Origin of the sequence: Labrenzia sp. PO1 (assembly GCF_012273635.1) — a bacterium.
In the GTDB taxonomy this organism is placed as follows: Bacteria; Pseudomonadota; Alphaproteobacteria; order Rhizobiales; family Stappiaceae; genus Roseibium; species Roseibium algicola.
This window is the reverse complement of the sequence record NZ_JAAXCR010000001.1, coordinates 246,343-258,451: the sequence shown is the minus strand read 5'-3', so window position 1 is coordinate 258,451 and position 12,109 is coordinate 246,343. Positions and strand designations below refer to the sequence as shown.

The 12,109-nt window shown below is 59.4% G+C and carries 15 protein-coding genes; 7 read left to right on the top strand and 8 right to left on the bottom strand.

Going from position 1 to position 12,109, the window contains the following annotated elements:
• The 3 genes from rhaM (at window position 1) to ttcA (ending at window position 2,750) form a co-directional block, all read left to right on the top strand.
• Complete coding sequence (gene rhaM, locus HCG46_RS01285; RefSeq protein ID WP_168684206.1) at window positions 1-315, top strand: L-rhamnose mutarotase; 315 nt, start codon at window positions 1-3, stop codon at window positions 313-315.
• 6 nt (window positions 316-321) lie between these two features.
• Window positions 322-1,704, top strand: a complete 1,383-nt coding sequence (locus HCG46_RS01280) for an FGGY-family carbohydrate kinase (RefSeq protein ID WP_168684204.1) — start codon at window positions 322-324, stop codon at window positions 1,702-1,704.
• A gap of 107 nt (window positions 1,705-1,811) precedes the next feature.
• Window positions 1,812-2,750 (top strand): tRNA 2-thiocytidine(32) synthetase TtcA, encoded by a 939-nt coding sequence (gene ttcA, locus HCG46_RS01275; protein ID WP_062488367.1) that lies wholly within the window; start codon window positions 1,812-1,814, stop codon window positions 2,748-2,750.
• A gap of 461 nt (window positions 2,751-3,211) precedes the next feature.
• Here ttcA and HCG46_RS01270 read toward each other — a convergent pair whose 3' ends face one another.
• Entirely contained in the window at window positions 3,212-4,090 is an 879-nt protein-coding gene (locus HCG46_RS01270; RefSeq protein WP_168684202.1) for a LysR substrate-binding domain-containing protein, read from the bottom strand.
• 114 nt (window positions 4,091-4,204) lie between these two features.
• Here HCG46_RS01270 and HCG46_RS01265 point away from each other — a divergent pair, with 114 nt between their 5' ends.
• Window positions 4,205-5,200 (top strand): NAD(P)-dependent oxidoreductase, encoded by a 996-nt coding sequence (locus HCG46_RS01265; protein WP_168684199.1) that lies wholly within the window; start codon window positions 4,205-4,207, stop codon window positions 5,198-5,200.
• Window positions 5,197-6,621 carry an aldehyde dehydrogenase family protein gene (locus tag HCG46_RS01260; RefSeq protein ID WP_152506201.1) on the top strand — a complete coding sequence of 475 codons (1,425 nt, stop codon included), beginning with the start codon at window positions 5,197-5,199 and terminating at the stop codon, window positions 6,619-6,621. Before HCG46_RS01265 ends, HCG46_RS01260 begins: the two co-directional genes overlap by 4 nt.
• A gap of 93 nt (window positions 6,622-6,714) precedes the next feature.
• On the opposite strand, the gene HCG46_RS01255 is transcribed toward HCG46_RS01260, so the two are convergent.
• From HCG46_RS01255 to HCG46_RS01240, 4 genes are all read right to left on the bottom strand, one after another.
• Complete coding sequence (locus HCG46_RS01255) at window positions 6,715-7,305, bottom strand: L,D-transpeptidase (protein WP_077292536.1); 591 nt, start codon at window positions 7,303-7,305, stop codon at window positions 6,715-6,717.
• Window positions 7,306-7,384: 79 nt separating this feature from the next.
• Window positions 7,385-7,849, bottom strand: a complete 465-nt coding sequence (locus HCG46_RS01250) for a DUF411 domain-containing protein (protein WP_168684197.1) — start codon at window positions 7,847-7,849, stop codon at window positions 7,385-7,387.
• The gene (locus HCG46_RS01245) at window positions 7,842-8,123 is read right to left on the bottom strand and encodes a hypothetical protein (protein WP_075284709.1); all 282 of its coding nucleotides are present in this window, start codon (window positions 8,121-8,123) and stop codon (window positions 7,842-7,844) included. The genes HCG46_RS01250 and HCG46_RS01245 overlap by 8 nt, the downstream gene beginning before the upstream one ends.
• A gap of 118 nt (window positions 8,124-8,241) precedes the next feature.
• Window positions 8,242-8,595 carry a hypothetical protein gene (locus tag HCG46_RS01240; RefSeq protein WP_062488373.1) on the bottom strand — a complete coding sequence of 118 codons (354 nt, stop codon included), beginning with the start codon at window positions 8,593-8,595 and terminating at the stop codon, window positions 8,242-8,244.
• Between the two features lie 205 nt (window positions 8,596-8,800).
• Here HCG46_RS01240 and HCG46_RS01235 point away from each other — a divergent pair, with 205 nt between their 5' ends.
• Window positions 8,801-10,381 (top strand): DUF427 domain-containing protein, encoded by a 1,581-nt coding sequence (locus tag HCG46_RS01235; protein WP_208992479.1) that lies wholly within the window; start codon window positions 8,801-8,803, stop codon window positions 10,379-10,381.
• Between the two features lie 157 nt (window positions 10,382-10,538).
• Here HCG46_RS01235 and HCG46_RS01230 read toward each other — a convergent pair whose 3' ends face one another.
• A complete protein-coding gene (locus HCG46_RS01230; RefSeq protein ID WP_168684195.1) occupies window positions 10,539-10,820 on the bottom strand; it encodes an antitermination protein in 282 nt (93 codons plus the stop codon).
• A 60-nt stretch (window positions 10,821-10,880) separates the two neighbouring features.
• Here HCG46_RS01230 and HCG46_RS01225 point away from each other — a divergent pair, with 60 nt between their 5' ends.
• Window positions 10,881-11,432 carry a hypothetical protein gene (locus HCG46_RS01225; protein WP_168684193.1) on the top strand — a complete coding sequence of 184 codons (552 nt, stop codon included), beginning with the start codon at window positions 10,881-10,883 and terminating at the stop codon, window positions 11,430-11,432.
• On the opposite strand, the gene grxD is transcribed toward HCG46_RS01225, so the two are convergent.
• Both grxD and HCG46_RS01215 read right to left on the bottom strand, forming a co-directional pair.
• Window positions 11,429-11,764 (bottom strand): Grx4 family monothiol glutaredoxin, encoded by a 336-nt coding sequence (grxD, locus tag HCG46_RS01220; RefSeq protein ID WP_023000869.1) that lies wholly within the window; start codon window positions 11,762-11,764, stop codon window positions 11,429-11,431. The two genes, HCG46_RS01225 and grxD, sit on opposite strands and share 4 nt — an antisense overlap.
• A gap of 89 nt (window positions 11,765-11,853) precedes the next feature.
• On the bottom strand, window positions 11,854-12,087 hold the full coding sequence (locus tag HCG46_RS01215; protein ID WP_006932469.1) for a BolA family transcriptional regulator: 234 nt from the start codon (window positions 12,085-12,087) through the stop codon (window positions 11,854-11,856).
• Between the last annotated feature and the right edge of the window lie 22 nt (window positions 12,088-12,109).

The following is a 12,109-nucleotide window of genomic DNA, read 5'->3' as shown; positions in this document are numbered from 1 at the left end:
ATGGAAAAATATGCCTTCAAGATGAAGCTCAATCCGGGCATGGAAGCGGAATACCGGAAGCGCCATGACGAAATCTGGCCGGAACTGGTGGCCTTGTTGAAAGACGCAGGCATCAGCGACTATTCAATTCATCTGGATCCCGAGACCGACATCCTCTTCGGCGTGCTTTGGCGCCAGGAAGGCCACAAGATGGACGATCTGCCGAACCACCCGGTGATGCGGAAATGGTGGGCACATATGGCCGATGTGATGGCGACAAAACCGGACAACGAACCAGTGGCAACACCGCTCACAACCGTTTTTCACATGGATTGAGCGTTGATGGCAGCGATCCGGAATGTGGGCGTCATCGATATCGGCAAGACCAATGCGAAGGTTGCCGTGGTCGATCTGGACCTGCGCAGGGAACTTGGCGTCCTGACGCGGCCCAACTCGGTCCTGCCGGGGCCGCCCTATCCGCATTTCGACCTGGAAGGCCACTGGGATTTCATCTGCGACGCGCTGAGGGAGCTGCACAAGGCCCAGGGTATCGATGCGCTGTCGGTGACGACGCATGGTGCCAGCGCCGTTCTTCTGGACGCGGAAGGGAACCTTGCCGCGCCGATGCTGGACTATGAATTCACCGGCCCGGACGACCTGGCGGCCGCCTATGATGCGATCCGGCCGGACTTTGCGGAAACCGGGTCACCCAGGCTCGGCATGGGCCTCAATCTGGGCGCGCAACTCCATTGGCAACTGAAAACGGACCCGGGTCTGCTTAACCGGGTGGCGACCGTTCTGACTTATCCGCAATACTGGACCTACAAGCTCACCGGCGTTCTTTCCAACGAGGTAACTTCGCTCGGTTGTCATACCGACCTGTGGTGCCCATCAGAAAACCGGTTCTCCTCGCTTGTGGACCGGCTCGGTCTGGAGGAGAAGATGGCTCGCGTGCGCAAGGCGGGTGATCGTCTCGGGTCCGTCCTGCCGGAGGTTGTGGCCCGGACCGGATTGCCGAAGGATATTCCGGTCGCCTGCGGCATTCACGATTCCAACGCGTCGCTTTATCCGCATCTGATCCAGCGACAGCCTCCGTTTTCGGTCGTCTCTACCGGCACCTGGGTGATCGTGCTGGCGATAGGAGGCGGTCGGGTGCTCCTCGACCCGTCCCGCGACACGCTGATCAACGTCAACGCTTTCGGTGATCCTGTGCCTTCGGCAAGGTTCATGGGGGGGCGTGAGTTCGACTTGATCCTGAAGGGTCGTGAAAAGGGCTGTTCGGAAGAACAGATTGATACGGTGCTTTCTCGCGAGATCATGCTTTTTCCCGCTGTCGACCCACGCTCCGGCCCTTTCCAGGGCAGGGAGTATCACTGGAGCGTGGATGAATCGCTCCTGAGCGACGGCGAATGCTTTGCGGCTCTGTCCTTCTATCTGGCGCTGGTGACGGCAGAGTGCCTGGCGATGACCGGAGCAGAAGGTCCAATTGTTGTGGAGGGGCCGTTCGCTCAGAACGGGCTTTACCTTGACATGCTGGAGGCTGCGACAGGGCGGCCAGTTGAAGCATCGGCTGGGTCGCTCACCGGAACCAGTATCGGCGCCGCGTTGCTGGTGGCGGACGGTGATACTGAAAAACGGCCGCAGGCTGGCCCACGCGGACGCGGCGGCGAACGTCTCTCTCGGCTGAAGCAATACGCTGGGAAATGGCAAGAACAGCTCCAGTGAGCGAACTGCCATCCCCTGATACGCACGGCTTTTCCCTTTTCCCGGCAGCCTTGATCCGCTATGTCAGCGCAAAGACAGCGAACCCAACAAGCCGCCGAGCTTCTCAAATGAACGATATTGCCGACAGTACCGACATCGACGTACCCGCGTTGCTTCGCAATGCACCTGCGAGCGTCGAGTTCAAGAAGCTGAGAAAGCGCCTTTTGCGCCAGGCGCGTGAGGCGATTGCCGACTTCGGGATGCTGCCGGAAGGGGCTTCGCAGGAAAAGCGGCCGAAGTGGCTGGTCTGCCTGTCTGGTGGCAAGGACAGTTACACGCTGCTGGCGGTGCTGGTCGAACTGAAATGGCGGGGGCTGCTGCCGGTCGACCTGATCGCCTGCAATCTGGATCAGGCTCAGCCCGGTTTTCCGGCGGACATCCTGCCGAAATTCTTCGAGGACAACGGTATCGAGCACATCATCGTGCGCGAAGACACCTATTCCATTGTCACCGACAAGATCCCCGAGCACCGCACCTATTGTTCGCTGTGTTCGCGCCTGCGCCGCGGAATTCTCTACCGGATCGCACGGGAGCAGGGCTGCGAGGCCATCGTGCTCGGCCATCACCGGGAAGATATTCTGGAGACGTTCTTCATGAACCTCTTCCACGGTGGCCGTCTGGCCTCCATGCCGCCCAAGCTGATCAACGACGAGGGCGATCTTCTGGTGCTCCGCCCGCTTGCCTATTCGGCTGAAAGCGACATCGCACGCTTTGCCAACGGCATGCAGTTTCCGATCATTCCCTGCAATCTCTGTGGCTCGCAGGACGGCCTGCAGCGCGAGGAAGTGAAACGCATGCTGCAGGGCTGGGAAAAGGCAACACCCGGCCGCCTTGGCGTCATGGCCCGCGCTCTCGGCCACACCCGGCCGTCGCATCTCCTCGACCGCTCGCTCTACGACTTCGTCAACCTGCGCCCTGCCGAGGGCGGGGTAGAGGTGAGCGGCGAAGCAGAAGAACCCTGTGGCGCAAGCCTGGCGATGACGGCAAAGCTGTTCGCAGCGGAGTGACCTTCTGAGGCGCATCCGCGGTAACAACGGCGTTCAGATAGCCCCATTCCTAATCCCCACGCTCCCCGTCATTGCCGGACTTGATCCGGCAATCCATTCCCTGGCCTTTCCAAATCGATAGGCGTTGCCGTGTCGTTTTGCATCGGCATGGATGCCATGGTCGAGCCATGGCATGACGAGGGTGTGGTACGGACAGGGAGGATCTCGCAGCTCAGCCTGCTCCGTCATTGTCACACGTCCTTGGCTTGTCATCCCGGTTTGTCGCACCAGCGACAAGACCGGGATCCAGTATGCCCTGCGATTGGACCTCTAAAAAGAAATGTATTTCAAAATCTTATCGGTTTTTCGCTGGGGTGAGTGCCTGTGAACGCGGAGACGTGCACCTATTGAAAACGATATGAGCCTCTTGCCCACTTCCAGCGCGCAGGTGAGCGCTTGACCTGACCGGAATAGCCACCGGCCTATGCTGCAAACAGGTCTCGCAGCCAGGTTTCCACCCGTTGAACCGCCGGTTTTCGCGGTGAGGAATTGTCGCGGTTCAGCAGGTAATGGGTGCGCATGGAAGGCAGCCCCGGGTCCAGAGGGGTCGTCAGCCGTCCGCTTCCCACCAGCCGGGCTGCAACCTTGCCCAGCAGCAGGGCGACACCGCCGCCGGCAGCCGCCAGTTCAACCGCCGCGAGGGAGGTGTCGACGGTGACGCCCGAGTGTCCGGATGGCTGCGTGAGGGACTGAGCTTCGAAAAAACGTGGCCAGTGATCGTCGAAGCCGAGAATGTGAATGCGTGGAAGATCCATCAGATCCGCCGGTTCCTTCAATCTTTCGGCCAGCGCTGGATGACACACCGGCACGATCTTTTCCGGTCCCAGCGGTTCTGCATGCGCACCTGGCCAATTGCCTGTGCCGAGGCGGATCTCGATGTCGGTGCCGGTCTCAAGGGCTGTGTCGGCCCAGATTGCCGACAAGAGCCGGATGTCCAGTTCAGGATGGGTCTTCTGGAACTCCGCCAGGGCAGGGGCGATGATGAGAACAGTTTCGGAAATCGGCGCCCGAATGGTTACGGAGCCGGCCGTTCGGTTGCCGAAGAGGCTGTCCGTGGAGACGGCAAGGTCCTGCAAGGCCTTGCGTACCGACGGCAGATAAGCCCGGCCACTGGCGGTAAGCTCCAGCTTTCGCGTGGTGCGTTCGAAAAGTTGATGGCCGAGTTGGGTTTCCAGTGCGCTGATATGCGTGCTGACAGCGGCCTGGGTGAGGCCGAGTTCCGCGCCCGCTGCGGTGAAGCCGCCCAGCCGGCTGACGGCTTCGAAGCTTCTCAGCCATACGAGATTGGGGAGTGCCGACATTTTCTTCATTCATAAAAATAGTTTGGTAATTGGCTGAATTAATATCATTTCTCTATTTTATAGGCGAGGCGCAAAGTGAGGGCATCAAACCCTGTTTCACGAAAGGCGCTTCTCATGCAGGTCGGTTTCATCGGATTGGGCAATGTCGGCGGCAAACTGGCTGGCAGCCTGCTGCGCAACGGTCTTGAGGTCATGGTGCTGGACCTCAATCCGCTGCTTATGGAAAGCTTTGCGGCCAGGGGAGCCCTACGCGGCCAAAGCCCGAAGGAGCTTGCAGAAAGCTGCGATGTCGTCATCACCTGCTTGCCCAGTCCGGCAGCCTGTGCTGCGGTCGTGGAAGGTCCGGACGGTATTTTGGAAGGTATTGGCCCGGGCAGGATCTGGGCGGAAATGTCGACAACGGATGCCGGCGAAGTGCGCCGTCTGGCAGGGCTTGTCGTCGCCAGAGGGGCGGAAGCGATCGAGTGCCCGGTTTCGGGCGGCTGCCACAGGGCTGCTACCGGAAATATCTCGATCTTTGCCGGGTGTCCGCGGGAAACCTTCGAGCGCATGCTGCCGCTCCTGACCGTTCTGGGGCGGCGCGTGCTGCACACCGGCGAGATCGGCTCGGCATCTGTTCTGAAAGTCGTCACCAACTATCTGGCAACGGCCAATCTGGTGTCTTTGGTCGAAGCGCTGACCACCTGCAAGGCAGCCGGAATGGATCTTGGCACGGCTTACGAGGCAATCCGGATTTCCTCAGGTAATTCGTTTGTCCATGAAACGGAGAGCCAGGTCATCCTCAACGGCTCGCGCGACATCTCCTTCACCATGGATCTTGTTGCCAAGGACATCGGCCTGTTCCAGAAAATCGCAGACGATCATCAGGTTCCGCTGGAAGTGTCGCCGCTTCTCAACCGGATTTTTGCAGACGGGATCGACCGCTATGGTCCGCGGGAATTGTCGCCCAACATCATCAAACGCCTTGAAGATGCAACCGGTCTTGATATCCGGGCACCGGGTTTTCCGGATGAGATGGTTGACGAGGAGCCGGAAGAAGCCGGATATGAGGTTCTGCCAAGAAGTGGCGACGACATGAAACTGAACAGACGGGAAGCAGCAGGCGGATGATTGAAAAGCGGCAGTTCTATATCGGTGGATCCTGGGTCGATCCGGTCGAGGCAAAAACGCTCGAGGTGATCAACCCGGCGACGGAAAAGCCGGTTGCCGTGATCTCCCTGGGCAGTGCCGCCGATGTGGACAAGGCAGTTGCTGCAGCCAAGGCCGCTTTTGCAGGCTGGTCGGAAACAAGTGTCGAGGAACGTGCCGCGCTTCTTGAGCGTGTCATCGCGATCTACCAACGCCGGTCGGAGGAAATGGACGAAGCGATCCGGCTTGAAATGGGGGCGCCGCGCAGCTTTGCGCGCGGCAGCCAGACACCTGCCGGATCCGGCCACCTGGAAGCGACACTGGAAGCCCTGAAGCATCATGTGTTCGAACGTCCGAGCCCGCGTGGCGGCAGCGTGCTGCGGCACGAGCCGATTGGCGTTTGTGGCTTGATCACACCCTGGAACTGGCCGATCAACCAGATTGCGGCAAAGGTCGCGCCCGCGCTTGCTGCTGGTTGCACCATGGTGCTGAAGCCAAGTGAAATTGCGCCTCTCTCCGGGCTTCTCTTCGCCGAGATCCTGGATGAGGCCGGCTGCCCGGCTGGTGTTTTCAATCTGGTAAATGGCGATGGACCGGGCGTCGGATCTGCAATGTCCTCGCATCCGGATATCGACATGATGTCCTTTACCGGTTCGACCCGTGCCGGCGTCGCGGTCAGTCAGAATGCTGCACCGACCGTCAAGCGTGTTGCTCTGGAGCTCGGCGGCAAGTCGGCCAACCTGCTCTTTGCGGATGCGGACCTGGAAACGGCCCTGCGCACGTCGCTGTCGGGCTGCTTTTCCAACACCGGTCAGTCCTGCGATGCACCGACCCGTCTGCTCGTGGAGCGAAGCGTCTATGACGAGGCTATTGCGCTTGCCGGAAAGATTGCGGCGGAAACCAAGGTCGGGGATCCGGCGGAGGAGGGAGATCACATCGGGCCGGTGATCAGTGACCTGCAATACGAAAAGATCCAGGGTCATATCGAGCGCGGTCTGGCAGACGGTGCCCGCCTTGTTGCCGGAGGTCCAGGTAAACCGAAGGGGTTCGAGACAGGATATTTCGTTCAGCCGACAGTCTTTGCCGATGTTACCAACCAGATGTCGATTGCCCGTAACGAGATCTTCGGGCCCGTGCTGGTGATGATCCCGTTCGACACGGAAGAGGAGGCTGTCGCGATTGCCAACGATACGCCTTACGGCCTTGCCGCCTATATCCAGACCGGCGATCCGGAACGGGCGAAACGCGTAGCCCGCAAACTGCGCGCAGGCAGCGTCTATATCAACGGCAACAGCCCGGACTGGGATGTGCCGTTCGGCGGTTACAAGCAGTCCGGAAATGGCCGCGAATATGGCGAATTCGGCCTGGAAGACTTTCTGGAACTGAAAGCCATTACAGGCTGATACCAGGCAGCGGACGCACCAGCCATTGCTGATGGCTGGAGATGGCGAAGGGACCGGCTGGCCGGCCCCTTTTCCGCAAGCGTGTCTTGAACCTTACAAAACGACGATCTGGGATCCGTCAGCAACCCGGCTGTAAAGATCGATGACGTCCTGGTTGATCAGGCGGACACAGCCACTGGAAACCGCAGAACCGATGGTCCAGTATTCGCCCGTGCCGTGGATGCGGTAGAGGGTATCCTTGTTGCCCTGGAAGATGTAGAGCGCTCTTGCACCCAGCGGGTTTTCGATGCCCGGGGGCATGCCGCCGTTACGCCAGCTCCATTTTTCCAGTTCCGGCTGCCGCTGGATCATCTCTTCCGGCGGTGTCCATTTGGGCCAGGCGGCCTTGCGGGCGATCCGCGCCCGGCCGGACCATTCGAACCCGGCACGACCCAGGCCGACGCCGTAGCGCATCGCCTTGCCGTTTTCCTGGACGAGGTAGAGGTAGTAGTTGCTGGTATCGACGACCAGCGTACCGACCTTCTCGCTGGTCTGATAATCGACCTGTTTGCGGTAGTAGCGTTCCGGTACCTTCTTCAAATCCGGAGCAGGGATCGGAAACTGCTCTTCCGGCATCGCACGGTACATGGCAAGGACGGACGGATCCTGCCAGGGGGCAAGTGGCTGCTGGGGAGCGGTCGTCATACAGCCGCTGACGGCGAGCCCTGTAAGGCTCGCCGACCCGGCAAGAAATGATCTTCTTGTAAGGTTCGTCATTTGAAGGCTACTGGCCTGTTTCTAGATAAGGGACGGGAGGATCGGCCGGATTCTGGCCGAGGGTGTAAACCGTGTGTTGCGCCGTCGGGTCGTCGCCCATGCCGAGCGACCCCTGGGGCATGCCCGGAACCGCGATACCGCGAATGTCCGGACGCTCCGACAGCATTTTTTCAACCGCTTCCAGCGGCACGTGTCCTTCGATGATGTATTTCCGGTCACCGCCGGTCACCGCCGTGTGGCAGGCCTGCATGTCATCCGGAATGCCTGCCTGCGCCTTGATGGAGCTCAGGTCTTCCATATCGTGAACGGCGACCTTGTAGCCGGCAGCCTCGACAGCCTCGGTCCACAGCTCGCAACAACCGCACCAGGGTGACTTGTAGACCGTGATTGTGTTGTCTTCCGCAGCCCAGGCGACCGAGGTCAACGCCAGGAACCCACCGGCAAGTGCAAAAGCGAAAGGTCTTCTAGACATGGTCGGCCTCCTTTCGTGCGTGCGCATGGCACGGCTTGCCCATGACACGATGCAGAATCACATGCATGGCGACGCAGCCGAACATCGGCACGGCCAGCAGCAACGCTTCACCAGCCGTCAGTCCGGTCGGTGCGGAAACGATCAGCAGACCGGTCACCACCGCCATCAGCAGGCAGCTGCCGAACATGAAGAGATTGTTCCTGTTCAGATTTTTCCGAATTCGAAATGCAGGCGCGGCATAGGATGCCTGTGTACCGTTTTCCTGAAGACTCATGATTTTTTCCTGTCTTTCAGGCGAACTGTTCTCATGCCGGTCAATTGCGCCCCGGCAAGATGTCGTTCAACCTTCCAATAGTGTTGGCTAAGCCGGAACTTCGTGTTCCGTTGGATTGTCAGCCTTTAATGGGAGGTTGATCTTCCGCGGACGGCAGAGCGTCCGTCAGGACGGGAGGTGACGTGGTTTCCGGCCCGGTCACCGCGGATTGGAATTGCAGTGCCACAACGGAGAAATGAGACAGGCAATCCGGGCCGCACCCGAAGGGTTTGGTGGTTTTTCCGGTCTGGCTGTCCGGTTGGCAACATTGGGCATGATGCGCGGTAAATTGCACCGTCTTTGCGGCCAGGTCCGTTTCCACCGCCATCGAGCGTTCCAGAGCGCGAATGCTCTTTGGAACATGCGTGTAGGCTGCGGCGGTTGTGACCCCGGCAAAAAAGCAGATCAACAATGTGATCAAGACGTTGCGCATTCAATCTCAGTACCCGACAGGGGTCTCAATTTCCATACCTTGGCTGCTCACAAGCGCGTAATCGCGAATTGAGGTCAAACCGTGGCTTGCCACGAAGTCTGCCCCGGGTACCACCTATGCGTTTTTTGCAAGTGTCGGCGACTGGGGCGCGCCACACAGGTGTGAGCAGAGGGGGCGCGTGCATGTGCACTGGACAGCTCGCCATGTGTTTCATATCTCTTTTTTCATGACCGTGCACGCGCAGCAAACCTCGAACGACTACGGGATCCTTGTGGAACCGCTTGCCGGCGAAGTGACGGCCTGGCGGGGGGACCAGTTGCTGGCGCGGTCTTCAAAGGCACGGGTGATGTATGAAACCCGGCTTGCACCTGCGATCTATTTCCCGCGCGACGACGTTCTGGCAGACCTCGAACCGGCTCCGGAGCGCAGAACCTTCTGCCCGTTCAAGGGAACGGCTAGCTACAGCCACGTCCGGGTCGGCAATGAAACGCTGGAGAACGGCGCCTGGAGTTATCTCAATGCGTTGCCGGAAGGAAAGGCGGTTGATGGACTTGTGGCCTTCATGCCGGGTGTGGCGAGCCGGGTCGATTTTCAGGGCGCCCCGATTGATCCGCTGCCTGTCGGGAACATCACGGGGCCTACGGTCGATTGGTTGCTGCGCGAAGCCTGGGCCGCGAAAACGCCGGAAGAACTTACAGCCGCCCTTGGCCGAAAGCTGGTGGAGGACGGGATAGCCGTCTGCCGAATCAGCATCCTGATCTGGTCACTGCACCCGATGATTGCCGGCCGTCATTATGTGTGGACGCGCGACGACGATACCGTGCAGAGCTTTGCTCCGTCCTACGAGACACTGGAGAGCCCGGCCTTTCGCCTGAGCCCGCTTCAACATGTGGCCGACGGTTTGGGAGGCATTCGGCAAAAGATCGATTCGAACCCCGACGAGTTCAATTTCCCGATCATGGAAGACCTCAGGCAGCAGGGCGTTACCGACTACGTCGCCATGCCTCTGCCTTTTTCCGACGGGCGGATCAATGTGATGACCCTCGCTTCGGATCATCCTGCCGGTTTCACCACGGCAAACCTCGGGCTGGTGTTCGAATGTTCGGCCCTTATCAGCCGGCTATTCGAGGTATTTGCGCTGACCTCCAATGCGACATCCCTTCTGGAAACCTATCTGGGCAAGCGGACAGGCGCGCGGGTTCTGGGCGGCGATATCCGGCGTGGGGACGGTGATGTCATCGACGCGGCGATCCTGTTCTGCGACCTCAGGCATTCCACTCGGCTCGAAACGGAGCTTGGCCGGCAAGCCTACGTCGGTGAACTCAACCGTTTCTTCGAAGTCACGACCGACATCGTCAACGCGCATGAAGGCGAGGTCCTGAAATTTATCGGCGATGCAGTGCTGGCGATTTTCCCTGCGGGCGTCGGCCTGGAAGAGGCCTGCCGGCAAGCAGTTGCCAGTGCCGAGGAGATCGTTCGCCGTCTGAAGGTGCCAGACCCGGACACACAGGGCATCTCCATGCACTGTGCCATCGGCATCGCCTTTGGTGAGGTCACCTACGGCAACGTCGGATCAAGGGAGCGGCTTGATTTCACGGTGATCGGCCATGCAGCCAACATCGCGGCGCGACTTGGGGATTACGGCAAGGTTATCGGGCAGGAGATCGTTGCGACGGCGGAAGTGGCCCTGGAAGCAGGGCTGCCTTCGATCCCGCTCGGATCGGTCGACCTGCACAATGTCGCCGGGCCTGTGGCAGCGCATGCGGTCACGACGCGGGATGACTGAGCAAAAGACCTGATTTCTTCAAGTCGGCCAGCTTACAAAGTCGTTTTCCGCTCTTGTTTCACAGATCTATTCGGGATGCGGCAACGTTTCAGGGGATGCCTGTCACCATCTGCCGAGTGCTCAGCGAGCGAACGCTCAGCCTGAAGCGCGCCTGAATTCAGCGGACGGTGTGTTCTCCGTCAAATCCGCCCATCGGCTGGTTGCGGACAAGGATTACGAGGCCTTCCTTGCTGGGCTCGGCATCCTTCAGTGCAACACCGCCGTAGTTGGCGCAAAGTTCTTCGGCACTCTTGGTTTTGGCTGGTGTAAACATGGTGAGCGCCTGGCAGTCGACGCGGCGCAGTTCGCCATCGGTCTTTACGCCACCAGACATGACGATGCCGGCTCCGACAAGTGCCAGAACGAAAGTGGAGGTGGCAGCAACTGCAATCTTGTTCATTGTCCCCGGTCCCATTTCCCGGCTCCGTTGTTTGATGGAGCCCTGCGATATGGTCGGAGAATGGCGGAACGCACCTGTACTCACCCTGAAATCCGCATTCACCTTGCGTTCAGCTTAGGTGATTCGGCAATTTTTGCCGAGATGGTGCCTGCATTCGACCGCAAACGATTCCGGTTAACATTGGATAAAGTGCAAGTCCAAGTGGTTTTGACGGGGTTTGAGCCCGATTGGCATCATTCTGATTTACCCGGCGAATGGTTCCGGAGTGCCTTATGGCACCCGTCATTCCGGACAAGTGTAGCGAAGCTGCGCGCCGATCCGGAAACCAGATGTCATCGTGAGCAAAGCGAACTCTTTATTTCAATGGAAGGCCGCGCCTCCGGCGCGAAATATGTCTGGATTCCGGATCGGCGTTCGGCGTTCGGCGTTGCCTCACTTGTCCGGAATGACGGGAAGGTGAGGCGCAACTCAACACGCCAAAAAGCGCATCTTGAACCGTCGCCCGGCTCTCCATTTCCGGATTATTACCATTGCGGGAACCCTCTGAGACACGAAAAAGGGGCGGTCAAACCGCCCCTTGAAAGCCTCGATCGGAACTTGCAGCCGGCTTAGGCGGTCTGCTGAGTGGTCTCGATGCCTTTTTCGGTGAGAAGGCCCTGCAGTTCCTGATTCTGGAACATTTCGCGGATGATGTCACAGCCGCCGACGAATTCACCCTTCACGTAAAGCTGCGGAATGGTCGGCCAGTTGGTGAATTCCTTGATGCCCTGGCGCAGATCGTCGTCTTCCAGAACGTTGATGCCTTTGTAAGGAGCGCCAACATAGTCAAGGATCTGTACGACCTGACCGGAAAAACCGCACTGCGGGAAATTCGGCGTGCCTTTCATGAAAAGCACCACGTCGTTGGTGTCGACTTCGTTCTTGATCCAGTCCTGGATGCTCATGGGTCCGTCCTTTGTCTCTTTGCCGCCTATCTGGCGAGATCCGGCGGCAGATTCAAGTGCTCGCGCTGCCTGCGCGGCAATGTGTCAACTCAATCCGGTGCCTTGGTCTGAAGGGCGAGGGCGTGCAAAGCGCCGCCCATGTTGCCTTTCAGTGCCTCGTAAACCAGCTGATGCTGCTGCACGCGACTTTTGCCCCGGAAGGATTCCGAGACAACATTCGCTGCATAGTGATCGCCGTCTCCAGCCAAATCCCGGATCTCGACCTGAGCATCGGGCAAAGCCGCCTTGATCAGGGTCTCGATCTCATTTGCGTTCATCGGCATCGTGCGTCCGTCCTGTTGTTAA

Excerpts from the sequence above, each read along its gene's own strand:
- rhaM (WP_168684206.1), top strand. The coding sequence starts at position 1 with ATGGAAAAATATGCCTTCAAGATGAAGCTCAATCCGGGCATGGAAGCG.
- HCG46_RS01280 (WP_168684204.1), top strand. The coding sequence starts at position 322 with ATGGCAGCGATCCGGAATGTGGGCGTCATCGATATCGGCAAGACCAAT.
- ttcA (WP_062488367.1), top strand. The coding sequence starts at position 1,812 with ATGAACGATATTGCCGACAGTACCGACATCGACGTACCCGCGTTGCTT.
- HCG46_RS01270 (WP_168684202.1), bottom strand. The coding sequence starts at position 4,090 with ATGTCGGCACTCCCCAATCTCGTATGGCTGAGAAGCTTCGAAGCCGTC.
- HCG46_RS01265 (WP_168684199.1), top strand. The coding sequence starts at position 4,205 with ATGCAGGTCGGTTTCATCGGATTGGGCAATGTCGGCGGCAAACTGGCT.
- HCG46_RS01260 (WP_152506201.1), top strand. The coding sequence starts at position 5,197 with ATGATTGAAAAGCGGCAGTTCTATATCGGTGGATCCTGGGTCGATCCG.
- HCG46_RS01255 (WP_077292536.1), bottom strand. The coding sequence starts at position 7,305 with ATGACGACCGCTCCCCAGCAGCCACTTGCCCCCTGGCAGGATCCGTCC.
- HCG46_RS01250 (WP_168684197.1), bottom strand. The coding sequence starts at position 7,849 with ATGTCTAGAAGACCTTTCGCTTTTGCACTTGCCGGTGGGTTCCTGGCG.
- HCG46_RS01245 (WP_075284709.1), bottom strand. The coding sequence starts at position 8,123 with ATGAGTCTTCAGGAAAACGGTACACAGGCATCCTATGCCGCGCCTGCA.
- HCG46_RS01240 (WP_062488373.1), bottom strand. The coding sequence starts at position 8,595 with ATGCGCAACGTCTTGATCACATTGTTGATCTGCTTTTTTGCCGGGGTC.
- HCG46_RS01230 (WP_168684195.1), bottom strand. The coding sequence starts at position 10,820 with ATGAACAAGATTGCAGTTGCTGCCACCTCCACTTTCGTTCTGGCACTT.
- HCG46_RS01225 (WP_168684193.1), top strand. The coding sequence starts at position 10,881 with ATGGCGGAACGCACCTGTACTCACCCTGAAATCCGCATTCACCTTGCG.
- grxD (WP_023000869.1), bottom strand. The coding sequence starts at position 11,764 with ATGAGCATCCAGGACTGGATCAAGAACGAAGTCGACACCAACGACGTG.
- HCG46_RS01215 (WP_006932469.1), bottom strand. The coding sequence starts at position 12,087 with ATGCCGATGAACGCAAATGAGATCGAGACCCTGATCAAGGCGGCTTTG.